This window comes from Azospira sp. I09 (genome assembly GCF_009177135.1).
GTDB classification, from domain to species: Bacteria; Pseudomonadota; Gammaproteobacteria; order Burkholderiales; family Rhodocyclaceae; genus Azospira; species Azospira oryzae.
Map to the genome: position 1 here is coordinate 1,818,883 of NZ_AP021844.1, position 24,793 is coordinate 1,843,675.

Annotated in this window: 23 protein-coding genes, 1 tRNA gene and 1 riboswitch; of the genes, 2 read left to right on the forward strand and 22 right to left on the reverse strand. The window is 66.0% G+C overall.

What is annotated here, in order from left to right; translation table 11 throughout:
* Positions 1-109: 109 nt before the first annotated feature.
* Together AZSP09_RS08440 and AZSP09_RS08445 are read left to right on the forward strand one after the other, a co-directional pair.
* Positions 110-1,738 (forward strand): NAD(P)/FAD-dependent oxidoreductase, encoded by a 1,629-nt coding sequence (locus AZSP09_RS08440; RefSeq protein WP_152089755.1) that lies wholly within the window; start codon positions 110-112, stop codon positions 1,736-1,738.
* Positions 1,739-1,776: 38 nt separating this feature from the next.
* A complete protein-coding gene (locus tag AZSP09_RS08445; RefSeq protein ID WP_152089756.1) occupies positions 1,777-2,784 on the forward strand; it encodes a hypothetical protein in 1,008 nt (335 codons plus the stop codon).
* 135 nt (positions 2,785-2,919) lie between these two features.
* Here AZSP09_RS08445 and AZSP09_RS08450 read toward each other — a convergent pair whose 3' ends face one another.
* From AZSP09_RS08450 to AZSP09_RS08555, 22 genes are all read right to left on the reverse strand, one after another.
* Positions 2,920-3,111 (reverse strand): YgaP family membrane protein, encoded by a 192-nt coding sequence (locus AZSP09_RS08450; RefSeq protein ID WP_014235169.1) that lies wholly within the window; start codon positions 3,109-3,111, stop codon positions 2,920-2,922.
* Positions 3,112-3,246: 135 nt separating this feature from the next.
* Positions 3,247-3,915 (reverse strand): Crp/Fnr family transcriptional regulator, encoded by a 669-nt coding sequence (locus AZSP09_RS08455; RefSeq protein WP_152089757.1) that lies wholly within the window; start codon positions 3,913-3,915, stop codon positions 3,247-3,249.
* A 25-nt stretch (positions 3,916-3,940) separates the two neighbouring features.
* Positions 3,941-4,714, reverse strand: coding sequence for an exodeoxyribonuclease III (gene xth, locus AZSP09_RS08460; RefSeq protein WP_152089758.1), 774 nt, complete (start codon positions 4,712-4,714; stop codon positions 3,941-3,943).
* Between the two features lie 6 nt (positions 4,715-4,720).
* On the reverse strand, positions 4,721-5,230 hold the full coding sequence (locus AZSP09_RS08465; protein ID WP_014235172.1) for a glutaredoxin family protein: 510 nt from the start codon (positions 5,228-5,230) through the stop codon (positions 4,721-4,723).
* Between the two features lie 34 nt (positions 5,231-5,264).
* Positions 5,265-7,331 carry a M3 family metallopeptidase gene (locus tag AZSP09_RS08470; protein ID WP_152089759.1) on the reverse strand — a complete coding sequence of 689 codons (2,067 nt, stop codon included), beginning with the start codon at positions 7,329-7,331 and terminating at the stop codon, positions 5,265-5,267.
* 111 nt (positions 7,332-7,442) lie between these two features.
* On the reverse strand, positions 7,443-8,213 hold the full coding sequence (locus AZSP09_RS08475) for a DUF2189 domain-containing protein (RefSeq protein ID WP_152089760.1): 771 nt from the start codon (positions 8,211-8,213) through the stop codon (positions 7,443-7,445).
* A gap of 166 nt (positions 8,214-8,379) precedes the next feature.
* Positions 8,380-9,318: a phosphoribosylaminoimidazolesuccinocarboxamide synthase gene (locus tag AZSP09_RS08480; protein WP_152089761.1), complete on the reverse strand. Its 939-nt coding sequence runs from the start codon at positions 9,316-9,318 to the stop codon at positions 8,380-8,382.
* 43 nt (positions 9,319-9,361) lie between these two features.
* A complete protein-coding gene (locus AZSP09_RS08485) occupies positions 9,362-10,672 on the reverse strand; it encodes a DUF3422 family protein (protein ID WP_014235176.1) in 1,311 nt (436 codons plus the stop codon).
* 69 nt (positions 10,673-10,741) lie between these two features.
* Positions 10,742-11,806 (reverse strand): class II fructose-bisphosphate aldolase, encoded by a 1,065-nt coding sequence (gene fba, locus AZSP09_RS08490; RefSeq protein WP_130459100.1) that lies wholly within the window; start codon positions 11,804-11,806, stop codon positions 10,742-10,744.
* A 198-nt stretch (positions 11,807-12,004) separates the two neighbouring features.
* Positions 12,005-12,784: a 5,6-dimethylbenzimidazole synthase gene (bluB, locus tag AZSP09_RS08495; RefSeq protein ID WP_152089762.1), complete on the reverse strand. Its 780-nt coding sequence runs from the start codon at positions 12,782-12,784 to the stop codon at positions 12,005-12,007.
* Between the two features lie 45 nt (positions 12,785-12,829).
* Positions 12,830-13,025, reverse strand: a riboswitch (cobalamin riboswitch).
* A 74-nt stretch (positions 13,026-13,099) separates the two neighbouring features.
* Entirely contained in the window at positions 13,100-14,545 is a 1,446-nt protein-coding gene (gene pyk, locus AZSP09_RS08500) for a pyruvate kinase (RefSeq protein WP_152089763.1), read from the reverse strand.
* Between the two features lie 91 nt (positions 14,546-14,636).
* Positions 14,637-15,341, reverse strand: coding sequence for a hypothetical protein (locus AZSP09_RS08505; RefSeq protein ID WP_152089764.1), 705 nt, complete (start codon positions 15,339-15,341; stop codon positions 14,637-14,639).
* A gap of 11 nt (positions 15,342-15,352) precedes the next feature.
* The gene (locus tag AZSP09_RS08510) at positions 15,353-15,913 is read right to left on the reverse strand and encodes a sugar transferase (RefSeq protein ID WP_152089765.1); all 561 of its coding nucleotides are present in this window, start codon (positions 15,911-15,913) and stop codon (positions 15,353-15,355) included.
* A gap of 84 nt (positions 15,914-15,997) precedes the next feature.
* Positions 15,998-17,290: a nucleotide sugar dehydrogenase gene (locus AZSP09_RS08515; RefSeq protein WP_152089766.1), complete on the reverse strand. Its 1,293-nt coding sequence runs from the start codon at positions 17,288-17,290 to the stop codon at positions 15,998-16,000.
* Positions 17,284-18,291: an NAD-dependent epimerase gene (locus AZSP09_RS08520; RefSeq protein ID WP_152089767.1), complete on the reverse strand. Its 1,008-nt coding sequence runs from the start codon at positions 18,289-18,291 to the stop codon at positions 17,284-17,286. The genes AZSP09_RS08515 and AZSP09_RS08520 overlap by 7 nt, the downstream gene beginning before the upstream one ends.
* A 297-nt stretch (positions 18,292-18,588) precedes the next feature.
* Positions 18,589-18,664: transfer RNA gene (locus AZSP09_RS08525), tRNA-Ala, on the reverse strand.
* A gap of 55 nt (positions 18,665-18,719) precedes the next feature.
* Positions 18,720-20,354, reverse strand: a complete 1,635-nt coding sequence (locus tag AZSP09_RS08530; protein WP_152089768.1) for a methyl-accepting chemotaxis protein — start codon at positions 20,352-20,354, stop codon at positions 18,720-18,722.
* Between the two features lie 132 nt (positions 20,355-20,486).
* Positions 20,487-21,497, reverse strand: coding sequence for an L-threonylcarbamoyladenylate synthase (locus tag AZSP09_RS08535; RefSeq protein ID WP_152089769.1), 1,011 nt, complete (start codon positions 21,495-21,497; stop codon positions 20,487-20,489).
* A 19-nt stretch (positions 21,498-21,516) separates the two neighbouring features.
* Positions 21,517-22,671 (reverse strand): 5-(carboxyamino)imidazole ribonucleotide synthase, encoded by a 1,155-nt coding sequence (locus tag AZSP09_RS08540; RefSeq protein ID WP_152089770.1) that lies wholly within the window; start codon positions 22,669-22,671, stop codon positions 21,517-21,519.
* Between the two features lie 23 nt (positions 22,672-22,694).
* Positions 22,695-23,195 (reverse strand): 5-(carboxyamino)imidazole ribonucleotide mutase, encoded by a 501-nt coding sequence (gene purE / locus AZSP09_RS08545; RefSeq protein ID WP_152089771.1) that lies wholly within the window; start codon positions 23,193-23,195, stop codon positions 22,695-22,697.
* A complete protein-coding gene (folD, locus tag AZSP09_RS08550) occupies positions 23,192-24,046 on the reverse strand; it encodes a bifunctional methylenetetrahydrofolate dehydrogenase/methenyltetrahydrofolate cyclohydrolase FolD (RefSeq protein ID WP_152089772.1) in 855 nt (284 codons plus the stop codon). Before folD ends, purE begins: the two co-directional genes overlap by 4 nt.
* A 122-nt stretch (positions 24,047-24,168) precedes the next feature.
* Positions 24,169-24,786, reverse strand: a complete 618-nt coding sequence (locus tag AZSP09_RS08555; RefSeq protein ID WP_014235219.1) for an indolepyruvate oxidoreductase subunit beta — start codon at positions 24,784-24,786, stop codon at positions 24,169-24,171.
* Positions 24,787-24,793: the final 7 nt, after the last annotated feature.

Genomic DNA, 24,793 nt, shown 5'->3' on the forward strand with positions numbered 1-24,793 from the left:
CCATCCCCCTGACGACTACTGGCGCCACGCCATTGCCGCCGCGGCGGGCCGCCGGCCAAGCGGGTAAAATGGCGGCCTTGGCTCCCCCCCGGTGTTACGGATTCATCCCATGCTACGACTGACCGAAATCAAGCTCCCCCTGGACCACCCCGAAGCGGACCTGCGCAGCGCCGTCTGCCAGCGCCTGGGCATCGCCGACGGGGACCTGCTGGGCTATTCGGTCTATCGCCGCAGCTTCGATGCGCGCAAGAAGTCCGCCATCGTCTTCATCTACGCCATCGACGCCGAAGTGCGCGACGAGGCCGCCGTGCTCAAGCGCCTGGCCGGCGACAAGCACGTCATGCCCTCCCCCGACACCACCTACCGCTTCGTTGCCCGGGCCCCGGCCCAGCTGGCGACGCGGCCCGTGGTCATCGGCACCGGCCCCTGCGGCCTCTTCGCCGGCCTGCTGCTGGCCCAGATGGGCTTCAAGCCCATCATCCTGGAGCGGGGCAAGGCGGTGCGGGAACGCACCAAGGACACCTGGGGCCTGTGGCGCAAGGGCGAGCTGAACCCGGATTCCAACGTGCAGTTCGGCGAGGGCGGCGCCGGCACCTTCTCCGACGGCAAGCTCTACAGCCAGATCAAGGACCCCCAGCACCACGGGCGCAAGGTGCTGGAAGAGTTCGTCAAGGCCGGGGCGCCGGAGGAAATCCTCTACATCAGCAAGCCCCACATCGGCACCTTCCGCCTGGTGGGCATGGTGGAGAAGATGCGGGCAAACATCACCGAACTGGGCGGCGAAGTGCGCTTCGGCTGCCGGGTCGAGGAAATCGAGATCGAGCGGGATGCCGCCGGCAACGGCCAGGTGCGCGGCGTGGTGCTGGCCGACGGCGAGCGCATCCCCAGCGACCATGTGGTGCTGGCCGTGGGCCACAGCGCCCGGGACACCTTCCACATGCTCTACGCCAAGGGCGTCTACATCGAGGCCAAGCCCTTCTCCATCGGCGTGCGCATCGAGCATCCCCAGGCCCTCATCGACAAGGCCCGCTTCGGCCCCTTCGCCGGCCACCCCCTGCTCGGCGCCGCCGACTACAAGCTGGTGCACCACTGCAGCAACGGCCGTTCCGCCTACAGTTTCTGCATGTGCCCCGGCGGCACCGTGGTGGCCGCCACCTCGGAGCCGGGCCGGGTGGTGACCAACGGCATGAGCCAGTATTCGCGCAACGAGCGCAACGCCAACAGCGGCATCGTGGTCGGCATCGCGCCGGAGACGGACTACCCGGGCCATCCCCTGGCCGGCATCGACTTCCAGCGCCACTGGGAATCGAAGGCCTTCGAAGCCGGCGGCGGCACCTACGCCGCCCCCGCCCAGCGGGTCGGTGACTTCCTCGCCGGGCGCCCCTCCACCGCCCCGGGCGGGGTCGAGCCCTCCTACACGCCGGGAGTGCACTGGACCGATCTCTCCCAGTGCCTGCCCTCCTACGTGGTGCAGGCCCTGCGCGAAGCCCTGCCGGCCTTCGACAGGCAGATCCGCGGCTTCGCCATGGCCGACGCGGTCATGACCGGGGTCGAGACCCGCACCTCCTCCCCCATCCGCATCAAGCGCGGCGACGACCTGCAGAGCCTCAACACCCGGGGCCTGTACCCGGCCGGCGAAGGCGCCGGCTACGCCGGAGGCATCCTCTCCGCCGGGGTGGACGGCATCAAGGTGGCCGAAGCCGTGGCCCTGGACATGGTGGGCCGGCCCGCCGCCTGAGCGGCCGCGCCCGCCGGCATCCCGCTCACGCGCACGCCATGGGCTTTTTCGACTGGCTGCTCGGCCCCCGCCACAGCGACCTGGCGGACGACGGCCTGCAACAGGCCATCCACCAGGTCATGGCCGGCGTCGATCCGCGCCTGCAGGCCATGCACGGCGCCCGGGAGCGCCTTGCCCCGGCCGTCGCCCACGCCCTCGACTACGCCCGCAGCATCGCCGCCCGCCAGGCCGACTGCATTCCCCTGCAAGCCTCCCGCTGGGCCGCCAGCCCGGTGCTGCGGGCCCTCTTCGCCCGCCCCGAGGACATCACCGCCACCGTGAATGCCAGCCCGGACCTGCGGGAATTCCTCGACAGCGGCGGCGACGGCTGCGGCGACACCATCTACTGCATCGTCGCTGCCACGCCGCAACAGCACACCACCCTGGGCACCGCCCTGGAAGGGGAGCTGCTGCGCCGGGACGTGGAGCGGCACAGCATCAGCTTCGGGGACTTCCGCCTGGTGGGCTTTTCCGCCAGCCCCCAGGCCCTGCAGCAGCGCACCCAGGAGATGGTGCTGGAAGCCCTGGTGCTGGACGCCCTGGCCGAAATCACCGCCAGCAAGGCCCGGGGCCGGGCCCTGGAGGCGGAGCACGGCCTGCTGCGGCACCGCCTGGCACTCATGGCCCAGAGCCGGGCCGGCCTCAACGGCCTGGAAGCAGAAGGCGCCCACCACCAGGACGTGGCCCAGCTGCGCCAACAGCTGGCCGACAACGAAGCCGCCCTGGCCGCCGCCCATAGCGGCAGCGGCTGGCTGGAGGCCACCCTGGAACAGTTGCAGGCCCATCTGGCGGCGGCCGAGGAGAGCCTGCCCATCCGCCCCACGGTGCTCTGGCTCGACCCCATGAACCTGATGACGGCGCCCCAGGCGGCCAATGCCGCCCCCGTGGCCCTGACGGAAATCGCCCGCCCCGGCCGCCCCCTGCGCCTCACCTTCCCTGCCGCCATCCCCCGGGCCGAGGTGGCGCCGCCCCATCTGGATTTCGACTCGGCCCTGCGCCTGCTCTAGGCGCCTGCTCCCGCCTTCCCCATTTTCTGCCGCCACAAAAACAAACAGGGCGCCAGCGGCGCCCTGTCGGGGAAAACGGGAGAGAACCGGTGCAGAAAACTTCCGCCTCGGCCACTCCCGCGGGAAAAAGCTCCCTCAGTCCTTCTTCATCGGGCAGGTCTTGATGCCCAGCAGGGTGTAGGCCGGGCACCAGCCCATGAAACCGGTGGCCAGGGGCACCACGCCGATCCAGGCCCACACCGGGCCGCCCAGGATGGCCCAGGCGATCAGGGCCAGGCCGACGACGATGCGCAGGATTTTGTCGATACCGCCAACGTTTGCTTTCATGTTTGCTGCCTCCAGTGAGTTTTGACCCTCCCAGCATAGCGGGGTCCCGGGCAAGCGTATGTAACCTGGGTCACACACCCACGAGCGATGCCCGGAGGCGCCCAGGCCACGACCGGCCCAGGCGGCCGCCGGCCTTCAGCGGGCGGCCTCGGCCAGGCTCTTGAGGCCGTTGCGGTCCAGGATGCCGATCTGTTCCCGCCCCAGGGCCACCAGCCCCTGGGCGGCAAAGCCCTTCAGCAGCCGGCTGACGATTTCCCGCACGCTGCCCAGCTCTTCCGCCAGCTGCTGGTGGGTGGCATGCAGGGTGTCACCGTTCTTGGCCAGCAGCAGCTTGGCCAGGCGCTGGTCGAGACGGTGGAAGGCCACCTCCTCCACCAGCTGCATCAGTTCGGCCAGACGCTCGGAAAAGAGGTGGAAGACGAAATCGCGGAAGCGGGCCTGCTCCGCCACCAGCCGGTCGAACACCGGGCTGGGCAGGATCAGCAGGGTGATGGGCGTTTCCGCCTCGCCCCGGGCGGTATAGGGCGCATGGCCCAGGAGACAGCTGGAGGTGATGATGCAGGATTCTCCCGGCTCCACCCGGTAGAGCAGCATTTCCCGGCCGCTGGCGGCGGTCTTCACCACCTTGATGCTGCCTTCCAGCAGCAGGGGGAAGCCCTGGCAGGGCTGGCGCTCGGCGAACAGCTGGGTGCCGGCGGGAAGCCGCAGCAGGGCCTCGGGCCGGCACAGGGCGGCCAGCTGGTCTGCCGGCAGGGCCGCCAGGGAGGGATAGAGGGCAAGCAGGCCGGCGGAGGTCAGTTCCATGGTCGGGCGCGGTCCGGTTGGGGCTTCAGGCGACGGGGCCGATTTCGGCGATGGCCGGGGCGTGGTCCGACGGGCGTTCCCAGGTGCGGGGCTCCTTGTCGATGCGCCCGGCGCTGCAGGCCGCCGCCAGGGGGGCGGAGAGCAGCAGGTGGTCGATACGCAGGCCCAGGTTGCGGCGGAAGCCGCCCATGCGGTAATCCCACCAGGAGAAGGTGGCCGGCGGCTGCTCGAAGAGGCGGAAGCTGTCGCTCAGGCCCAGGCCCAGCAGGCGCTGCCAGGCGGCCCGCTCCGGTTCGGAACAGAGGATCTTGCCTGCCCAGGCCTGGGGGTCGTGCACGTCCGCATCGGCCGGGGCGATATTGAAGTCGCCGGCCAGCACTAGCTTGGGATGGGCGGACAGTTCCTCGGCCAGCCACTTTTCCAGGGCTGCCAGCCATTCCAGCTTGTAGGCGTACTTGTCGCTGCCCACTTCCTGGCCGTTGGGGAAATAGGCGCAGATCACCCGCACGCCGGCCACCGTGGCGGCGATGAGGCGCTTCTGGGGATCGTCGTAATGGGGATTGCCCCGCTGCACCTCGGCCAGGGGCTGGCGCGAGAGCAGGGCGACGCCGTTGTAGGTCTTCTGGCCGGAAAAGGCGACCTGGTAGCCGGCGGCCTCGATCTCGGCCTGGGGGAAGTTGTGGTCCTCCAGCTTGGTTTCCTGCAGGCAGACCACATCGGGGGCCTCCTTGGCCAGCCACTCCAGCAGATGGGGCAGGCGGACCTTGAGGGAATTGACGTTCCAGGTGGCAAACTTCATCGACAACTATTTCTCCAGGGCGCCCCGGGGCTTGAAACCGTAGGGGGCCGTCTTGGGGTAGCCGGCCAGGTCCAGCAGATTGTTCCAGGCGGCGCTGTCCACGCCCCGGGTGGTCTGCTTGCCGACCATGAGAATGGGCACGACCGGCTCGCTGCCGGCCACGCGCTTGAGTTCTTCGTAATCCTCCGGGGTAGCGATCATCTTCTCGCGGAAGGGAACGCCCCGGGCGTTGAGCAGGTCCCGCCCGAGGCGGCAGGTCTCGACGCAGTCGCTGCTGGTGTACAGCACCACCGGGAAATTCTCCACGGCGCGGCGGGTGGCGTAGGGCAGGCTGCCCTCTTCCCCTTCGGCGGCAGCGCCCAGCTGCTTCTTGCTCACCTGCTTGACCCCGGCGGGGGGCGGCTTGTCGGAAAAGACCGTCTGGCCGGTCTGGGGGTCGATCCAGCGGTAGGTGGTCTGGGCCTGGGCGGCACCCCAGGCCAGGCAGCCGACGAGCAGGGACAGCAGCAGTTTCATGGCAAAAATCTCCCGACAGCGGTGTTGGGCCGGATTACGCGGGGATCATACCATTGTGCCGCAACAGGGCATCCACGCTGGGTTCCCGGCCGCGGAAGGCCTTGAAGGAGTCGATCGCCGGACGGGAACCGCCGACGGACAAAATCTCGTCCAGGAAGCGCTTGCCGGTGGCCCCGTCGAAGGGATTGCCGGCCTCCTCGAAGGCGGCGTAGGCATCGGCCGACAGCACCTCGGCCCACTTGTAGCTGAAGTAGCCCGCCGCGTAGCCTCCGGCGAAGATGTGGCCGAAGCTGTTGGGGAAGCGGTGCCAGGCAGGGGGAATCAGCACCGCCACTTCCCGGCGCACCTCGTTCAGCACGTCCAGCACGGTCTGCTCGCCCTTGGGGTCGAAGCCGTGGTGGATGCGCAGGTCGAAGAGGGAGAATTCCAGCTGGCGCACGGTCATGAGGCCGCTGTGGAAGTTCTTGGCCGCCAGCATCTTGTCGTAGAGGGCCCGGGGCAACGGCTCGCCGGAATCCACGTGGCCGGTCATGCCCTGCAGCACTTCCCACTCCCAGCAGTAGTTCTCCATGAACTGGGAGGGCAGTTCCACCGCATCCCACTCGACGCCGTGGATGCCGGAGACGCCCAGCTCCTCCACCCGGGTCAGCAGGTGGTGCAGGCCGTGGCCGGTCTCGTGGAACAGGGTGATGACGTCGTCGTGGCTGAAGGTGGCGGGCTTGTTGCCCACCGGAGCGGGGAAGTTGCAGTTGAGGTAGGCCACCGGGGTCTGGATGCCGGCAGCGGTGGCGCGGCGGGTGATGGCTTCGTCCATCCAGGCGCCGCCCTTTTTGGTTTCCCGGGCGTAGAGGTCCAGGTAGAACTGGCCCACCAGCTCGCCGGCGGCGGTCTCGATGCGGAAGAAACACACATCCGGATGCCACACGGGGGCCGCGTCGGGCTTCAGCTTGACGTTGAAGAGGGACTCGATGACCTTGAACAGGCCGCCCAGCACCTTGGGTTCGGGGAAATACTGCTTCACCTCCTCGTCGGAGAAGGAGTAGCGGGCCTGCTTGAGCTTTTCCGAAGCCCAGCCGATGTCCCAGGGTTCCAGTTCGTCCATGCCCAGTTCGGCCTTGGCGAAGGCCTTCAGCTCGGCCAGGTCCTTCTCGGCGAAAGGCTTGGCCTTCACTGCCAGGTCGTTGAGGAAGGCCAGCACCTGTTCCGGACTGTCGGCCATCTTGGGCACCAGGGAAACCTGGGCGAAGGTGTCGAAGCCCAGCATCTTCGCCTCTTCGGCCCGCAGTTCCAGGATGCGACGGATCAGGGGGGTGTTGTCCCACTCGGCCTTGCTGCTGCCGTCGGTGAACTCGGCGGCCCGGGTGGCGTAGGCCCGGTACATGACCTGGCGCAGGCGGCGGCTCTCGGCGTACTGCATCACCGGCATGTAGGAGGGGGCGTGCAGGGTGAATTTCCAGCCAGCCTTGCCTTCCTTCTCGGCGGCGGCCCGGGCGGCAGCCTGCACGTCTTCCGGCAGGCCCGCCAGTTCGGCCTCGTCGGTCACGAATTCGGCGAAGGCGTTGGTGGCGTCCAGCAGGTTTTCCGAGAACTTGGCGGAGAGGCTGGCCAGTTCTTCCTGGATGGCCTGGAAGCGGGGCTTCTGCGCTTCCGGCAGTTCGGCGCCGGAAAGGCGGAAGTCGCGGATCTCGTTGTGCAGGATTCTCTTGCGGGCCGGGGAAAGGCCGGCGAATTCGGGGGAGGCGGCCAGGGCCTTGTACTTCTCGAAAAGGGCCAGGTTCTGGCCCAGTTCGCTGAAGAAGCGGGTCACCTCCGGCAGCAGGTCGTTGTAGGCCTCGCGCCATTCGGGCACGTCATTGACGCCGTGCAGGTGGCCGACGATGCCCCAGGCCCAGGAGAGGTGCTCGATGCCGTCGTTGAGGGGCGCCGCGAAATCGTCCCAGGTGGCCGGCACGGCGGCGGCGGTGAGGCGCGCCACCAGGGCCCGGCTGTCGGCCAGCAGCTGCTCGATGGCGGGCCGCACGTGGGCCGGCTCGATGCGGTCGAAGGGCGGCAGCACGGCACGGGGCTGGCCGACGGTGGCAAGAAGGGGATTGGCGCTCATGGGCTGTTCTCTGGAGATGTTATCGGTAGGGGCAACAAAAACGGGCGGCCTGGGCCGCCCGTGGGCTGGCGCTGAAACTGGACGTCTGTTCTTGCAGATGGGGTCTGGCGCCTATTCTACAAGGTCCGCGTAGGCATGCCAGGTGGCGTGGCCCAGCAGTGGCATGATCAGCACCAGACCGGCCATCAGGGTGACGAAGCCGAACAGGGTCAGGCTGACGATAAGGAAGGACCACAGCAGCATGGCCGGCAGATTGGTCGCCACCACGTTGATGCTGGTGGCCATGGCGTGGTGCACCTCCACCTCCCGGTCCAGCAGCAGGGGCGCCGTCACCACCGAGAGCAGGAAGGTCACCGCGGCCAGGGTGGCGCCGCTGAGGGTCCAGATGGCGGCCAGGTTGGGGTGGCGGCCGGAGAGGAAGATTTCCCGGGCCAGTTCCTCGAAGCCCCAGATCCACTCGCTGCCCAGCAGATAGGCCACCAGGGCCGTGGTCAGCTGGGCCCAGATGAAGTAGATGGCGGCCAGGAAGAGGCCGTAGAGGGCCAGAGGGCGCCAGCGGGCGGCCAGGGAATGGGCCACGGCGGCGGCATCGAGCCGGTCGCCGCCGGCGATGCGGCGGCTGATCTCGTAGAAGCCCACGGCCAACAGGGGCCCTACCAGGAGGAAGCCGGAGACGGCCGCCAGCAGCAGTTCGGGCCGGCCCTGGGCCAGGGCGAAGATGCACAGGCCGCCGATGGCGAACAGGGCGCCCAGGGAAAGACTCAGGCTGGGCCGCCGGGAAAGGTCTCGCAGGCCGCCGGCCAGCCAGAGGAAGGGACGGGACCAGGCCACGTGGCGCACCCGGGGCAGGTCGTGATGAACGGGGGAGTGCAGGATGTCCATGATGATCTCCTTCTCAGGGTTGGAGCGGGGACATGGGTTGGACCGCAACTGCCCGTCCGGGTTTCCGGCCGGCAAAAACAAAAGGGGCGGGAGAATCTCCCGCCCCTTTTGGGGGAAGCCCAGGCCGACCGGTACAAGCGGTGCGGCCCGCGGCAGTCCGGCCCGATCAGGCCATGGTCTGGCCGGTAAGGCGCTCGTAGGCTTCGCGATACTTGGCGGCGGTCTTTTCGATGACCTCGGCCGGCAGCTGCGGACCGGGAGCCTTCTTGTCCCACCAGGTCAGGGTTTCCAGGTGGTCGCGGACGAACTGCTTGTCGAAGCTGGGGGGGCTGATGCCTTCGGCGTAGCCGTCGGCGGGCCAGAAGCGGGAGGAATCGGGGGTCAGGGCCTCGTCGATGAGGTGCAGGGTGCCGGCTTTGTCGATGCCGAACTCGAACTTGGTGTCGGCGATGATGATGCCCCGGGTGCGGGCATAGGCGGAAGCCTCGGAGTACAGGGCGATGGCGGCGTTCTTCGCTTCCTCGGCCAGCTGGGCGCCGGTCTTGCCGGTGCCCGCCAGGTCGGCGGCCAGGTGCTCGGTACAGCGCACCTTGGATTCCTCGTAGGAGATGTTGATGTCGTGGTCGCCCACATCGGCCTTGGTGGCCGGGGTGAAGATGGGCTCGGGCAGCTTGGCCGCCATCTGCAGGCCGGCGGGCAGCTGGATGCCACAGACGGCGCCGGTGGCCTGGTAGTCCTTCCAGCCGGAACCGATCAGGTAACCGCGCACCACGGCCTCGATGGGCAGGGGCTTCAAGCGCTTCACCACCAGGGCGCGGCCTTCCACCTGGGACCGTTCTTCGGGCTTGACCACGGATTCGGGGGCGATGCCGGAGAGCTGGCTGGGCAGGATGTGGCCCAGCTTCTCGAACCAGAAATTGGCCACCTGGGTCAGCACCTTGCCCTTGTCGGGGATGGGGTCCGGCAGGATCACGTCGAAGGCGGAGAGCCGGTCGGTGGTGACGATCAGCAGGTGGTCGGCATCGACGGAATAGATGTCGCGCACCTTGCCCCGGGCGACGAGGGGCAGGCTGGTGATGGTGGATTCAAAAAGGGGAGCGGTCACGGCAGGGTCCCGAAAAAGAGGGGAAAAAACGGATTATAAAGGATCAGTGGCCTTCGCCCTGCTCCAGCTCCTCGGCGGCCAGGGCGCGGCGCATGCGGCGGATGCTGACGGCGACGACGGCGGCGATGAGGGGGATGGAGACGGCGGAGGCGATTTCCGGCGACAGGTGGGGCAGCACGGTCTTGGACAGGCCCTTGGCCAGATAACTGACCAGCTGGGAGGCGTAGTAGGTGATGGCCACCACGGACAGGCCTTCCACCGTTTCCTGCAGGCGCAGCTGCAGCTTGGCGCGGCGGTTCATCTGCCCCAGCAGCTGCTGGTTCTGGCGCTCCAGTTCGATATCGACCCGGGTGCGCAGCAGGGCGCTCTTGCGCGCGATGCGGGTGGACAGGTCGGTCTGGCGCCGGGCCACGGAAAGGCAGGTGTTGATGGCCGGGGCCAGGCGCCGGTCCATGAATTCGGAAATGGGAGGAAAGCCGTTGAGGCGGTGTTCCCGCAGTTCCCGCACCCGCTGCTGCACCAGGGCATAGTAGGCCTCGGCGGCGCCGAAGCGGAAAGCGGTGCGGGTCACCGAGCGTTCGATCTCCGCCGCCAGCCGGGTCAGGCGGGCCAGCAGCAGGCGCTCGTCCTCGGGGCCGCGGGCCTCGCCCATGCGGTCCATGAGGTCGGCCACCTCGCCCTCGGCCCGGGCCAGCAGGCGGCTCACCTCCTTGGCCACCGGGAAGGCCAGCAGGGCCATCATGCGGTAGGTCTCGATCTCCAGCAGGCGCTGCACCGTGCGCCCGGCCTGGCGGTGGCGCAGGCGCTCGTCCAGCACCAGGAAACGGCTCCAGCCGTCGTGCAGCTGGAAATCGGAGGCGACCCAGGCGGCACCGTCAGCCACCGTGGTGGCGACCCAGGAGTCGCCGGAGCGGTGCAGGTCGGCCAGCAGTTCTTCCGGGTCCAGGTCGGCGGCGGAGCGGAATTCCACATGGGTGGCCACCATCACCGAGCCGGGCAGGCCCGCCAGCCAGTCCGCCGGCAGGGCGGAAATGGCGGTGGTGTCGGGGGCGTCGCCGGGTTCCCGGGCGAGGAAGAAGGTGTAGCCGGAAAATTCGTTGTGCCGCTCCCACTTGAGGCGCAGGCGGCCCGCGTCCATGACCCAGTGGTCGCCCTGGATGACGGGGCAGAGATTGGCCCCCAGGGCGGCGCAGAGGCGCTGCAGATGGGCTTCTTCGGCCGCTGCCTCGGTGCCTTCGTGCAGCACCGCCAGGTAGCTGATCCACTCCGGCCCTTCCAGGGCCATGGGCGGGCGGGCATGGACCTCGTCATTGAGGCGCTGGCGCAGCGGGTGTTCGGCGAGGGGCAGGGTCATGGCGGATAAAAAGAAAAGGGCGCCGGAGAAGTATCCGGCGCCTGGCAGCGGTTGGGAAGGCGAACCTGCTTACTTGACGATCTGGTTCAGCTCGCCCTTCTTGTAGCGCTCGGCCATCTTCTCCAGGGAGATGGGCTTGATCTGGCCGGCCCGGCCTTCGCAGCCGAAGGCCTGGTAGCGGGCGACGCAGATTTTCTTGGCGGCTTCCCGGGCGGGCTTGAGGAAGTCGCGGGGATCGAACTTGGAGGGGTTCTCGAACAGGTAGCGACGCACGGCGCCGGTCATGGCCAGGCGGATGTCGGTGTCGATGTTCACCTTGCGCACGCCGTGCTTGATGCCGTTCACGATCTCTTCCACGGGCACGCCGTAGGTTTCCTTCATGTCGCCGCCGAATTCCCGGATCTCGGCCAGCAGTTCCTGGGGCACGGAGGAGGAGCCGTGCATCACCAGGTGGGTGTTGGGGATGCGGGCGTGGATTTCCTTGATGCGGTCGATGGCCAGGATGTCGCCGGTGGGCTTCTTGGTGAACTTGTAGGCGCCGTGGCTGGTGCCGATGGCGATGGCCAGGGCGTCGCAGTTGGTGCGGGCGACGAAGTCGGCGGCCTGGTCCGGATCGGTGAGCAGGTCTTCCCGGGTCATGTGGCCTTCGGCGCCGTGGCCGTCTTCCTTGTCGGCCTTCATGGTTTCCAGGGAACCGAGCACGCCCAGTTCGGCCTCGACGGAGACGCCGATGGCGTGGGAGAACTTCACCACTTCCTGGGTTACGGCCACGTTGTAGTCGTAGGAGGCGACGCTCTTGCCGTCTTCCTGCAGGGAGCCGTCCATCATCACGGAGGAGAAGCCGGACTTGATGGCGGCCATACAGACGGCGGGGGACTGGCCGTGGTCCTGGTGCATCACCACGGGGATGTGGGGATAGGCTTCCAGGGCGGCGAGGATCTGGTGGCGCAGGAAGGCTTCGCCGGCGTATTTGCGGGCACCGGCGGAGGCCTGCATGATCACCGGGGCGTTCAGCTCATTGGCGGCCTCCATGATGGCCCAGACCTGTTCCATGTTGTTCACGTTGAAGGCGGGCAGACCGTAGCCGTTCTCGGCGGCGTGGTCCAGGAGCTGGCGCATGGATACGATGGGCATGGTGTTCCTCCAATGGGCAATGCGGTTTGTTCTGGCGTGATCGGCGCCCGCTGTCGTGGCGCTCGGGAAAGACCGTGATTTTATCGTGGCTTTGCCCCCCGGGCGAGTACTGCGACCGCCGGGCAGCAAAAGAAAGACAAAGGCCGCAACCAGGGCGCCGGAGACGTCCCAACCACGGCCCTCTTCAGGCAGGCATGCCTAGAAGCGGCGTTTTTCCTGGGCCCTGGCCTGGTGCTCGCTGAGGACCTGGCGCAGCTCCTCCTCCACCGGCTTTTCCCACTGGCCGTCGTACACCAGGTCGGCCAGGGGCAGGCGCTGGCGCCAGCCGGCGCTTTCCAGCTCCGGCTTTTCCTTGAAGTGGCTGACGTAGCCCAGACACAGGTAGGCCACCGGGATGATGCGCGGCGGCAGGCCCAGGATGTCGCGCAGGGCCTGCTGGTGGAAGATGGAGACCCAGCCCACTCCCAGGCCTTCGCTGCGGGCCGCCAGCCACAGGTTCTGCACGGCGCAGACGCTGGAATAGAGGTCCATGGCCTTGATGTGGGTACGGCCGATGACCACCGGGCCGGCCCGGTCCCGGTCGCAGGTGATGAGCAGGTTGAGGGGCGCTTCCCGGATGCCCTCCAGCTTCAGTTCCTTGTAGATGGCCTGGCGCTCGCCTTCGAATTTCTCCGCCGCCTCCTGGTTGGCCTGCTGGAAGGCGGCGTGGATGCGGGCCTTGGTCTCCGCCTCCCGCACCAGGAGGAAACTCCAGGGCTGCATGTAGCCGACGGAAGGGGCGAAGTGGGCGGCGGTGAGGACCCGGGCCAGCACCTCCTGGGGCACCGGGTCGGGCAGGAACTGGCCGCGCACGTCGCGGCGGGAGAAGATGGCGTGGTAGATGGCGTCCCGGGCGGCGTCGGAGAACTCGTGTTCGTTCTGGTAGCCGGCGAGGGAGATGACTTTGTTAACGCTGCAATCGTACTGGTCGGTCTTCATGGAGTCCCCTTCTGAAGATCGGTGGCGGCGCGCCTGGCCGTGCGTGCCGGAAAGGGTCTCCTGGCCGGTCTTCTGACTCGGGATCACTCTGCGCCGGCGCCTTCCCGATCCGCGGATCAGTGGCATCTGCCGGCCCAGTCCCCCTCACAGCGTTGGGCACGTCGCGGAATGGGCGGCCCCAAGGCCTGCCGCACCGCGTTCCCGATTCTCCCTTGCGGGCACCCGGAGACGATTCGCCCCGGCGGACCGGGGCGAAGGGAATTTTAACAGAGGCGGCGGAATCAGGCCCGAGGCCCGAGGCCCGCGAGGGCGCTATCAGGTCCGCAGGGGCGGCATCTGGTGCTCGCCGACGCGGACGATCTTCAGGGTGTTGGTACCCCCCGGGGTGCCGATGGGCTCGCCGATGGTCAGCACGATGAGGTCGCCCTTGGCCACGGCGCCGTTCTGCATCAGCAACTGCTCGGCTTCGTAGAGCAGCACGTCCCGATCCGAATGCTGCTGGCTCATAAGCAGGGGCGTCACTTCCCGGTAGAGGGACATCTTGGTCTGGGCCTCCGCATCCGGCGTCAGGGCATAGACCGGCACGCCGCAGTTGAGGCGGCTCATCCACAGGGCGGTGGAACCGGATTGCGAGAGGGCGGCGATGGCCTTCACCTTGAGGTGGTGGGCGGTCCAGATGGCGGCCATGGCCACGGACTGGTCGATGCGGGTGAACACCCGGTCGAGGAATTCCCGGTCCAGGGTCACTTCGGCGGAGCGCTCGGCCTCGATGCAGACCCGGGCCATGGATTCCACGGTTTCCACCGGATAGCGGCCGCTGGCGGTCTCGGCGGAAAGCATCACCGCGTCGGTGCCGTCCAGCACCGCATTGGCCACGTCGGACACTTCGGCCCGGGTCGGCACCGGCGACTGGATCATGGATTCCATCATCTGGGTGGCGGTGATGGCCAGCTTGTTCTTCTCCCGGGCGTGGCGAATCATCTTCTTCTGCAGGGCCGGCACGGCGGCGTCCCCCACTTCCACGGCCAGGTCGCCCCGGGCCACCATGACGCCGTCGGAGGCGTCCAGGATTTCATCCAGGGCCGCCACGGCCTCGGTGCGCTCGATCTTGGCGATGGTCAGGGCGTGGCTGCCGGCGGCCCGCATCAGCTGGCGCGCCATGTACATGTCGGCGGCGCTCTTGGGGAAGGAGACGGCGATGTAATCGACGCCGATCTGGGCCGCCGTCTTGATGTCGTCCATGTCCTTGGCGGTCAGGGCCGGAGCGGAAAGGCCGCCGCCCTGGCGGTTGATGCCCTTGTTGTTGGACAGCTCGCCGGCGTGGCGCACCACGGTGTGGATTTCGGCGCCGATCACCCGCTCCACGTCGAGCACGATGCGGCCGTCGTCCAGCAGCAGCACGGCACCGGGCTCCACGTCCCGGGGCAGATCCTTGTAGTCCAGGCCGACCCGCTCCTGGTTGCCCAGGGCACAGTTGGCGTCGAGGATGAACTTGTCGCCCTTCTCCAGCTGGATCTTGCCGTTCTCGAATTTGCCGACGCGGATCTTCGGCCCCTGCAGGTCCCCCAGGATGCCCACCGGCCGCCCCACCTTGGCGGAAATCTCGCGCACGGTGCGGGCCCGGGCCATGTGGTCCTCGGCGGTGCCGTGGGAGAAGTTCATGCGCACCACGTCCACACCGGCGCGGATCAGGCGCTCCAGGGTGACGGGATCGGTGGAAGCGGGGCCGAGGGTGGCGACGATCTTGGTATGGCGGGCCATGGCGGGTTCCTGTTGTTGGTCTATCCGGCCATTCTAGCGCAGCCTCCCCGCCGTTGCTGGCCCCCAGGCCATTTCCCAGCGGCGGAGCGCTTCAGTAGTAGGCCTCGATGGCCGCCAGCGATTGGGCGTAGGTGTGGCGGATCTGGGCCGGCTCGTAGCGGTGCTCCCGGCCCACCGGGCAGGCCAGCCGGGCCAGGCAGGTATGGCGACAGGGCGAGGCGGGCAGCCGGCGCCAGGCGACGCAGGCAGCCAGGTCGAAACGGCCGCCGGCCAGGGCGCCGGCCGGGCAGGCCTCGATGCAGACCCGGGGCGCGCAGCTGGCACAGGGCGAGGCTTCCTGCAGGGGCGGCGTCGGCGGGAAGTCGCTGTCCGCCAGCAGGGCCGCCCGGTAGGCATACCAGGAGCCCCACTGCTGCCGCACCCCGACCATGAAGGGCGAGGGATGGTGCCAGCCCGCCAGCTGCCCCAGCTGCTGCAGCCCCACCGGCGCATCGCCGGGATAGAGCAGGTGGAAGTCCCGGCCGGGACAGACGGCGGCAAACCAGCGGCCCACGCTGGCAATGGTGAAGTCGTCGATGGGATGGTCCGAATCCAGCCCGGCGGCCTGCACCGCCTGCCACAGGCGGCGGCCGCCGTGGCCCAGCAGGATCAGCTGGCGCCGGCCGTGGCCCGGGGCGGCCCGCTCCAGGGCGGCGGCAACCTCCTCCGGCAGGGCCGCCACGTCGAAGACGGCCTGCAGGTTGAGGCCGGCCTCATGCAGCAGGCTGGCGTCGAACGGCTGGCGCGGGGAGAGCATCGCCCGCCGCCTCAGTGGGAAACGCCGTCCCGCTGCACCACCTTGAGGAAGGTCAGCCAGATGATGCGGCAATCGAAGACGAGGGAGCGCCGGCGCAGGTATTCCGCATCCAGGGCGACCTTCTGGGGAATGGGCAGTTCGTCCCGCCCGTTCACCTGGGCCCAGCCGGTAAGGCCGGGCACCAGCTCATGGACGCCGGCCTCGGTGCGCAGGGCGATCAGGTCGTCCTGGTTGTACAGGGCCGGCCGGGGACCGACGAAACTCATGTCGCCCTTGAGGATGCTCCACAGCTGGGGCAGCTCGTCCAGGCTGGACTTGCGCAGGAAGGAGCCCACCGGCGTCAGGTAGGCCTTGGGGTCCGTCAGCAGATGGGTGGCCACCGCCGGCGTGCCCACCCGCATGCTGCGGAACTTGGGCATCTTGAAAATGCGGTTATGCCGCCCCACCCGGTCGCTCCAGTAAAGCACCGGCCCGGGGGAGGTGAAACGCACCAGCAAGGCCACCAGCAGCAGGGGCAGCAACAGCACGGCCAGGGCCAGCAGGCCGAGCAGGAGGTCGAACAGGCGCTTCACGTCAGGATTCCATACATTGGGGAAAGACAGGTCGTCCGGCACCAATTCCTTTATCGCAACTCATTGCCCGCGTCGAGGAATCCTCTAAAGGCGCCACAAAGCGACTCCGCGCGACCTGAGGCTCCCGGGATCAAATGCCGATTTGACATCGACAAACACCCCCTGGGGCTTCAGCCGGGAGAGCATCTCATCGAGCGACATGGCCATAAACTCGCGATGGGACACCGCTGCGACAATGGCATCGACTATCGGCAACTCTGCCCAAGGCGTCACTTCAATGCTGTATTCCTCTCGTGCAGCTACGGGATCGGCGATGGGATCATGCACGTACACCTCACAGCCGTACTCCCGCAACTCACCAACCACATCGGCCACCTTTGAGTTACGGAGATCAGAGCAATTTTCCTTGAATGTCAGTCCCAGCACGAGGACCTTGGCCCCCTTGATGCTGCACCCAGCATTGATCATCTGCTTGACGGTCTGCTGGGCCACATAAGCGGACATGCCGTCGTTGATTCGCCTACCCGCCAGAATCACTTGCGGGTGATAGCCCAGCATCTCCGCTTTATGGGTCAAATAGTAGGGATCGACACCGATGCAGTGCCCGCCGACAAGCCCTGGCCGGAAGGGAAGAAAGTTCCATTTAGTGCCGGCGGCTTGCAGTACATCCAAGGTATCGATGCCGATACGGTCGAAAATAATCGCCAACTCGTTCATCAACGCAATGTTCAGGTCGCGTTGCGTGTTCTCGATGACCTTGGCGGCCTCTGCCACCTTGATTGAGCCGGCCCGATGCACACCTGCTGCAATAACCGAGGCATAGAGATCGGCCACTGCTTCCAGTGTCGCATCATCGTCACCAGACACAACCTTGACGATCTTGGTAATGACCCGTTCCTTGTCCCCAGGATTAACGCGCTCCGGACTATAGCCGACATGGAAGTCTGTCTTCCATTGCAGGCCGGATTCCCGCTCCAGGATGGGAATACAAATTTCCTCGGTCGCACCGGGATAGACGGTTGATTCATAGATGACGGTCGCCCCGGCCTTCATATGCCGACCAACGATAGCGCTGGCACTGTCGAGCGGAGAGAAATCCGGAATGTGGGCGCCATCCACCGGAGTAGGAACGGCAACGATCACAAAGTCGGCACGAGCGAGATGACGTGGATCAGTGGTGACTTCCAGCCGCGTTGCAGCCTGCATATCTTCGCGGCTTACCTCACCGGTGGGATCACGATACTCGCGGTAGGCCTCTATTTTGGCAGAGGAGAGGTCGAAACCGACGGTGGAATAACGCTTGCCGAACTCGACGGCAAGAGGCAATCCGACGTAGCCCAACCCTACGACGGCAACAACAGTGCCCTCACTCAGCATTTGTAGTAATCCCTATACCAAGCGACAAAATTAGCAATTCCCTGCTCGACCGGCGTAGCCGGCTTATAGTGGAACTGATCAATGAGATCGGTAACATCAGCGTACGTATCGGGCACATCGCCGGGCTGTAGCGGTTGCATGTCCATCTGAGCCTTTTTACCGAGAGCCTTTTCTAGAGCTGCGATGTAGTCCATCAACTCTACAGGGCTGTTATTGCCGATGTTATAGACACGCCAAGGCGCCATGCTACTACCCGGATCGGGCTGAGCCCCACTCCAATCATCATTCGGTAGTGCAGGTTGATCAAGTACCCGGATCAAGCCCTCAACGATATCGTCCACATAGGTAAAGTCGCGGCGATGCCTACCGTAGTTGAAGACCTGGATTTTCTCGCCGGCGAGAATGGCTTTAGTGAACTTGAACAAAGCCATATCTGGCCGTCCCCAGGGGCCATAGACAGTAAAAAAGCGTAACCCCGTCGTCGGCAAACCATAAAGATGGCTGTAGGTATGAGCCATCAGTTCGTTCGACTTTTTGCTTGCCGCATATAGAGAAAGCGGATGATCAACGTTGTGATGCACAGAAAATGGCATCGTCGTGTTCGCACCATAGACGCTTGAACTCGATGCATAGACGAGGTGCTCAACATCATAGTGACGACAACCTTCCAGGATGTGAGCAAAACCGACGATGTTGCTGTCGATATAAGCAAGAGGGTTCTCGATGGAATAACGAACCCCGGCCTGGGCAGCGAGGTTAATCACACGATTTGGTTTGTGCATGGCGAAACAGTCTTCTATCGCCTTGCGATCACCTAAATCAATACGTAGATGGGTATAGCTCGGATGGTCAGAATGCCGCGCCAGCCGAGCCTCCTTGAGCGCAGGGTCATAGTAGTCATTGTGGTTATCAATGCCGATAACGCTATCGCCACGCTCCAGCAAGCGCAGAGCAAGACTGGAACCGATAAACCCAGCAGCACCGGTAATTAGGACTTTCACGCTTGATTACTCCCAAAAAAGACACAGCTATCGCCCTTATTCACTACGCCAGACTGATGTGTGAAATGCCAAGGAACGAGGGATACAAATTTCCCACGTGATGCAACCGAATCGTTGCCCCACTTGAAGCCTCCCCTCCCAGAGTACTCCAACTCTCCACAACACACTTTCTCCTGCCATCACCCGACCAACAGAAATCCTGCCGTTGGACATCAAACCTGGGCGAGACAAATAGGCTGCTCACCAAACTGAGAAAATAAAAAGGCGAACCTTGAAGCAGGTTCGCCAAAAATATGGTGGTGGAGAGGAGGAGGATCGAACTCCCGACCTTCGCATTGCGAACGCGACGCTCTCCCAACTGAGCTACCCCCCCACGAAGAGGAAAGAATTATAGCAACAAGGTCTTAGCTGTCAAAAAGACAACGTCTTCACGACACCCGGAAATAGCTGACGGTCTGGCGCAACTGGTCGGCCAAACCTTCGAGTTGCTCGGCCTCGGCGGCATTGTTCTGCATGGTGGCGTTGGTTTCCTCGGCCATGGAGGCAATGTGCTCCACATGTTTGGCAATGTCGGTGGCGGTAGTGGCCTGCTCGGTGGTGGCCAGGGCCACATCCCGCACCTTGCCGAGGGAATCCAGGGCCTGGCGATGGATTTCGTCGAGCATGGCAGTGGCCTGGGTCGCCAGTTCCAGCCCCTTGTCCACCTGGGGCGCGGCCGTCGCCATGGCCTGCACGGCGGTCTGGGTCTCCTCCTGGATGGAGTCGATCATCTGGGCGATTTCCGTGGTGGCCTTGGCGGTCCGCTCTGCCAGCTTGCGCACCTCATCGGCGACGACGGCGAAACCCCGGCCCTGTTCGCCGGCCCGGGCTGCCTCGATGGCGGCGTTCAGCGCCAGCAGGTTGGTCTGGTCGGCAATCTCCTTGATCACATTGGCGATGCCGCCGATCTCCTGGGAGCGCTGCTGCAGCAACTGGATCTGCTCCGACGAAGTGGCCACGGTGCGGGAAATGAGCTCGATTTCCTGGGCCGCGTTCTTCACCAGACCGGCCCCCTCCTCCGCCAGGGCAGCGGTCTGGGAGGAGTTCGCTTCGGTCTGGGTGGCGATTTCGGAAACTTCGCTGATGCTCACCGTCATCTGCTCGATGGAGGCGGCCGAGGCCGAGGTGGACTGGGCCTGGTTGTGGGCCGCGACGCTGGTTTCCCGGGCCGCCACCGACACATGCTCGGCGCCGGAAGAGAGGCGGGAAGCCATGCCGTTGATGTCGCCGAAAATGTTGGCCAGCTTCTGTTGCATGGTCTGCATGGCAGCCAGAAGACTGTCGGGGGAACTGTACTCCACCGGCCGTACCAGATCTCCTTCGGCGATGTGGCGCACCACCTCCACCGCGTAGGCCGGCTCACCTCCCAGTTGGCGCAGGATGCTGCTGTTGATCAGCCAGGAGATGACGGAAAGGATGGCCAGGGTAATGACCACCATGATGCTGAACAGCAGGGCCTGCTGGCGGAATACGGCATTGACGTCATCGACGTAGATGCCCGACCCAACCACCCAGCCCCAGACCGGGAATTCGGCCACGTAGGAAATTTTCGGCGCCGGCTGGTCAAAACCCGGTTTCGGCCACAGGTAGTCCACAAAGCCCTTGCCACTGGCCTTGACCACATTTTCCATTTCCTGGAAGAACAGCTTGCCGTTAGGGTCCTTCAGGGCGGCCTGGGACTTGCCTTCCATATCCGGCTTGATGGGATGCATGAGCATGACCAGGTTGCGGTCCTGTACCCAGAAGTATTCCTTGCCGTCGTAGCGGACGTTGCGCAGGGAATCCATGGCCTGGCGCTTGGCCTCTTCCTCGCTCAGCTTGCCGGCCTGCTGCTGCTTGTGGAAATAGTCCACCACCCCCAGCGCCGACTCCACCACATTGCGGGTCTTGAGGCGGCGGTCTTCCATCAGGTTGTCCCGCAGGACGTAAAGGGAAAATATCCCGACCGCGAGCAGGCCAAGCACCACTCCGGCGAAGAAAATCATCAGGCGCGTACGCACCTTGATCCGTTCGAAATTAAACATTCGACCCCCTGACTAGAAGCCCCTCTGCGGGGGCCGCAACACGAACCGTTGAACCACCATCGGCGCTCCGGCGCCTTTTTTTCATGGTGGCAGAAAAAGCAAAAGGGGCCAACAAGTGCCGGCCCCCAGGAATCACTCGCCCGAACCGAAGGCGGCCCGCCGCAGACGGTCGGCAACCGCCGCCCAGGCCGGGCCTTCCGGCAACGCCTCGACCACGATGGTGTCGGCACCGGCGCCATCCAGCTCCCGCAGGGCCCCATAGAAGCCGTGGGCGTAGCCCGCCGGATCGGCCGGCAGCATCTTCCACACATGGGGCATGCCCGCATGGGGCGGCTGACTGTGGCAGATGACGCCGCAGAAGCCGCCGCGGTGGCGCACCACGTTGAGAAAATCGAGAAGACGCTCCCGGGCCACCACTTTGAGCCGGGTGCGGGGGGCGTAATGGGCCTCCAGGGTGCCGGAAGCCCGGGGCACGGTGCCCAGGGGCTTTTCCGGCCGGACACCGATGACGGTCTCGATCTGCTCCGGGGTGATGTGGCCGGGCCGCAGCAGCCGGGGGACACCGGAAGAAAAATCGATGATGGTGGATTCGATCCCCACCGGGCAGGCTCCGCCGTCCAGGATAAAGGGCACCCGCTCGCCCAGCTCGTCAGCCACATGCTGGGCGGCGGTGGGACTGATACGGCCGAAACGGTTGGCCGAAGGAGCTGCCACACCACCGCTGCCGCCAGCCTGGGCAAAGGCCCGCAGCAGTGCCAGGGCCACCGGATGGCCGGGCACCCGCAGCCCCACCGTGTCCTGGCCGCCGGTCACGGCATCGGGCACCCAGGGCTGCTTTTTCAGAATCAGGGTCAGAGGACCGGGCCAGAAGGACTCGGCCAGCTCCCAGACGGCATCGGGAATATCTGCGGCCCAGCGTTCGATCCAGTCGTGTCCGGGCAGATGGACGATGAGGGGATGATCCGCCGGACGCCCCTTGGCGGCGAAGATCTTGGCCACCGCCTCCGCATTGGAGGCATCCGCCCCCAGACCGTACACCGTCTCGGTGGGAATGCCCACCAGCTCGCCGGCCTGGAGCAGTTGCACCGCCCGGTCGATATCGGCCGGGCTGGGCGGACAGGCGGAAATGGCGGCGGTTTGCATCAGGATTCCGGCGCCCCTTTTACTCGTCCCGGATGCCGATTGCGGCGCGGGCCGCCATCGCGGCCTGCTGCACCTGCACCGGGTCTTCGCCGATGACGGTGAAGTGGCCCATCTTGCGGCCCGGGCGGGCGTGGTGCTTGCCGTAGAGGTGCAGCTTCAGATTGGGTACCGCATAGAGCTTGGACCAGTCCGGCTCCCGGTAATGCTCGACCCCTTCCTTCTCTTCGTACCAGATGTCGCCCAGGATATTTACCATGACGGCGGCGCTGTGGGCCCGGGCTTCACCCAGGGGCAGGCCGCAGAGAGCCCGCACCTGCTGTTCGAACTGGTCGGTGACGCAGGCATCCAGGGTGTAGTGACCGCTGTTGTGGGGCCGGGGCGCCATTTCATTGACCACCAGCCGGCCGCGGGAGATGAAGAACTCCACCCCCAGAGTACCGATATAGCCCAGCTTCTCGGCGATGCGCTCGGCGATTTCCTGGGCGCTGTCGGCGGTGCAGGCGGAGGCCCGGGCGGGGACGATGGAGACATCCAGGATGCCCTTGCGGTGCTGGTTCTCGCCCACGGGGAAGCAGGCCACCTTGCCATTTTCATCCCGGGCCAGGACCACGGAGACTTCGTAATCCAGGGGCAGCTTCTGCTCCAGCACGCAAGCCTCGCCCTTGAAGCCGCGGAAGGCGGCCAGGGCCTCCTCCCGGCTGTTCACCACGGCCTGGCCCTTGCCGTCGTAGCCGAAGCGGGCCACCTTGAGGATGCCCGGGAACAGGCCGGCACTGGCCGCCTCCAGGTCGGCCTCGCTGCGGATGGCGGCGAAGGGGCCGTGGGGCAGGCCGTTATCCTGGAGGAAGGTCTTCTCGACGATGCGGTTCTGGCAGACGGAAACAGCCGCCGCAGCGGGACGCACCGGCAGGAACTTGGCCAGGTAGTCCAGGGTGTCGGCAGGAACGTTCTCGAATTCGGTGGTGATGGCGGCACAGCCCTGGGCCAGTTCGTCCAGGGCGGCATAGTCGTCGTAGGCGGCCGCCAGATGGCGCTCGGCGATCTGGCCGGCGGGACTGTGGGGGTCCGGGTCCAGGACCCAGACCTTGTAGCCCATTTCGTGGGCGGCAGAAACGAAGAAGCGGCCGAGTTGGCCGCCGCCGAGCATGCCCAGGGTGGCGGGAGGCAGGATCATGGCCATGGTTTCCCGGTCTCCGCTCACACTTCCGGCAGCTTCATGGCCAGAACCTTCTCGCTCTGGGCCTGACGGAAATTGGCCAGCTTCTCGGCCAGCTCCGTATCATGGGTGGCCAGCTGGGCCACGGCGAAGAGGGCGGCGTTGGCGGCACCGGCTTCGCCGATGGCGAAGGTGGCGACGGGAATGCCCTTGGGCATCTGCACGATGGAATAGAGGGAATCCTGGCCGGAAAGGTGCTTGGAGGGCACGGGCACGCCCAGCACCGGCACGATGGTCTTGGAGGCCAGCATGCCCGGCAGGTGGGCGGCACCGCCGGCACCGGCGATGATGGCCTTGAGGCCCCGCTCGGCAGCCACGGCGGCGTAGTCGAAGAGCAGGTCCGGCGTGCGGTGGGCGGAAACGACGCGGGCCTCGAAGGGCACGCCGAATTCCTTGAGCATGACGGCGGCCGCCTGCATCACGGGCCAGTCGGAATCGGAACCCATGACGATGCCGATCACGGGGTGCTTGGGCTGGTTCATTGCGCTGCCTTTCGCTCGGCGGCCTCGATGGTGTTGGCCAGGAGCATGGTGATGGTCATGGGGCCGACGCCGCCGGGCACCGGAGTGATGAGGGAAGCCACTTCCTTGCAGGAATCGAAATCCACGTCGCCGCACAGTTTGCCGTCGGGCAGACGGTTGATGCCCACGTCGATGACCACGGCGCCGGGCTTGATCATGTCGCCGGTGATCATGCGCGGACGGCCCACGGCGGCTACCACGATGTCGGCGCGGGAGGTGTGGAACAGCAAATCCTTGGTCTTGGAATGGCAGATGGTGACGGTGGCGCCCGCATTGGTCAGCAGCAGGCCCATGGGCTTGCCGACGATGTTGGAGCGGCCCACCACCACAGCTTCCTTGCCGGTCAGGTCCACGCCGCCCTTTTCGAACATCTTCATGACGCCGTAGGGAGTGCAGGGGATGAAGCGGGGATTGCCCTGGGCCAGGGCGCCCACGTTCTCGGCGTGGAAGCCGTCCACATCCTTCTCGGCGGAAATGGCCTCGAGCACGGCTTCTTCGTCGAAATGCTTGGGCAGGGGCAGTTGCACCAGGATGCCGTGCACCTTGGGATCGGCGTTCAGTTCGGCGATCTTGTCCAGCACCACCTGGGGATTCACATCCTTGTCGTAGGTGATCTTCTCGGAGTACAGGCCCACCTTCTCGCAGGCATTGACCTTGTTGCGCACGTACACCTGGGAAGCGGGGTCTTCGCCCACCAGAATGACCACCAGGCCGGGGCGGTGGCCCTTGGCCGTCAGGGCTGCGACGCGGGACTGGAAGCTTTCGCGCAGCTCCTGGGCCAGCGCGTTGCCGTCGAGAATTTGTGCCGTCATGGATTTCTCTGCCAACAAAAAAGAAAAGGGGAAAGGCGCATGCCTTTCCCTTTGAATTGCCGCAATTTTATCAGAACCCCGGGGAGAATGGACCCTCCCCCGGATCGCGGCCTGCCCGAGGCTCAGGCCAGAGCCGCTTCTGCGGTGGCGGCCACCGCGGCCCGACCGGCGGCAAAGGCCTTGCGGTTCTGCTCCACCACCTTCTCGCCCTTGCGGGCGAAGCGCTGCAGGATGCAGTTAAGCAGGATGTCGGCGGAGAAGGGCAGATGGTCGGCCACCGCCCCCAGCATGACCGTGTTGCCGAGACGGATGTCCCCCAGATCCTTGGCGATGGCCATGGCGTCGAAGGCCACCACGCGGCAGCCGGAATCCTTCATGGAACCGACGGGATCCGCGGGGTAGTCGTAGAGCCCCAGGTCCACCACCGGCGGGGTCAGCTGGGCGGTGTTCATCAGGGCGATACCCTCGGGTACCAGCATGTGGCGCCAGCGCATGGCCTCGGCCGCCTCGAAACCCAGCAGCACATGGGCGGTGCCCGGGGTGATCTGGGGCGACAGCACCTTGGGGCCGAAACGCAGATGGGACGAGACCACACCGCCGCGCTGGGCCATGCCGGCCACTTCGGTCTTCTTCACGTCGTGGCCCAGGGCGATGGCCGCCTCGGCCAGGATTTCCGTGGCCGTCATGACCCCCTGGCCGCCGATGCCGACAACAAGAATATTGGTCGTTGCAATGCTCATGGCGCGC

Coding starts and splice junctions, on each gene's coding strand:
- AZSP09_RS08440 (WP_152089755.1), top strand. CDS start 110: ATGCTACGACTGACCGAAATCAAGCTCCCCCTGGACCACCCCGAAGCG.
- AZSP09_RS08445 (WP_152089756.1), top strand. CDS start 1,777: ATGGGCTTTTTCGACTGGCTGCTCGGCCCCCGCCACAGCGACCTGGCG.
- AZSP09_RS08450 (WP_014235169.1), bottom strand. CDS start 3,111: ATGAAAGCAAACGTTGGCGGTATCGACAAAATCCTGCGCATCGTCGTC.
- AZSP09_RS08455 (WP_152089757.1), bottom strand. CDS start 3,915: ATGGAACTGACCTCCGCCGGCCTGCTTGCCCTCTATCCCTCCCTGGCG.
- xth (WP_152089758.1), bottom strand. CDS start 4,714: ATGAAGTTTGCCACCTGGAACGTCAATTCCCTCAAGGTCCGCCTGCCC.
- AZSP09_RS08465 (WP_014235172.1), bottom strand. CDS start 5,230: ATGAAACTGCTGCTGTCCCTGCTCGTCGGCTGCCTGGCCTGGGGTGCC.
- AZSP09_RS08470 (WP_152089759.1), bottom strand. CDS start 7,331: ATGAGCGCCAATCCCCTTCTTGCCACCGTCGGCCAGCCCCGTGCCGTG.
- AZSP09_RS08475 (WP_152089760.1), bottom strand. CDS start 8,213: ATGGACATCCTGCACTCCCCCGTTCATCACGACCTGCCCCGGGTGCGC.
- AZSP09_RS08485 (WP_014235176.1), bottom strand. CDS start 10,672: ATGACCCTGCCCCTCGCCGAACACCCGCTGCGCCAGCGCCTCAATGAC.
- fba (WP_130459100.1), bottom strand. CDS start 11,806: ATGCCCATCGTATCCATGCGCCAGCTCCTGGACCACGCCGCCGAGAAC.
- bluB (WP_152089762.1), bottom strand. CDS start 12,784: ATGAAGACCGACCAGTACGATTGCAGCGTTAACAAAGTCATCTCCCTC.
- pyk (WP_152089763.1), bottom strand. CDS start 14,545: ATGGCCCGCCATACCAAGATCGTCGCCACCCTCGGCCCCGCTTCCACC.
- AZSP09_RS08505 (WP_152089764.1), bottom strand. CDS start 15,341: ATGCTCTCCCCGCGCCAGCCGTTCGACGCCAGCCTGCTGCATGAGGCC.
- AZSP09_RS08515 (WP_152089766.1), bottom strand. CDS start 17,290: ATGCTGAGTGAGGGCACTGTTGTTGCCGTCGTAGGGTTGGGCTACGTC.
- AZSP09_RS08530 (WP_152089768.1), bottom strand. CDS start 20,354: ATGTTTAATTTCGAACGGATCAAGGTGCGTACGCGCCTGATGATTTTC.
- AZSP09_RS08535 (WP_152089769.1), bottom strand. CDS start 21,497: ATGCAAACCGCCGCCATTTCCGCCTGTCCGCCCAGCCCGGCCGATATC.
- AZSP09_RS08540 (WP_152089770.1), bottom strand. CDS start 22,671: ATGATCCTGCCTCCCGCCACCCTGGGCATGCTCGGCGGCGGCCAACTC.
- purE (WP_152089771.1), bottom strand. CDS start 23,195: ATGAACCAGCCCAAGCACCCCGTGATCGGCATCGTCATGGGTTCCGAT.
- folD (WP_152089772.1), bottom strand. CDS start 24,046: ATGACGGCACAAATTCTCGACGGCAACGCGCTGGCCCAGGAGCTGCGC.
- AZSP09_RS08555 (WP_014235219.1), bottom strand. CDS start 24,786: ATGAGCATTGCAACGACCAATATTCTTGTTGTCGGCATCGGCGGCCAG.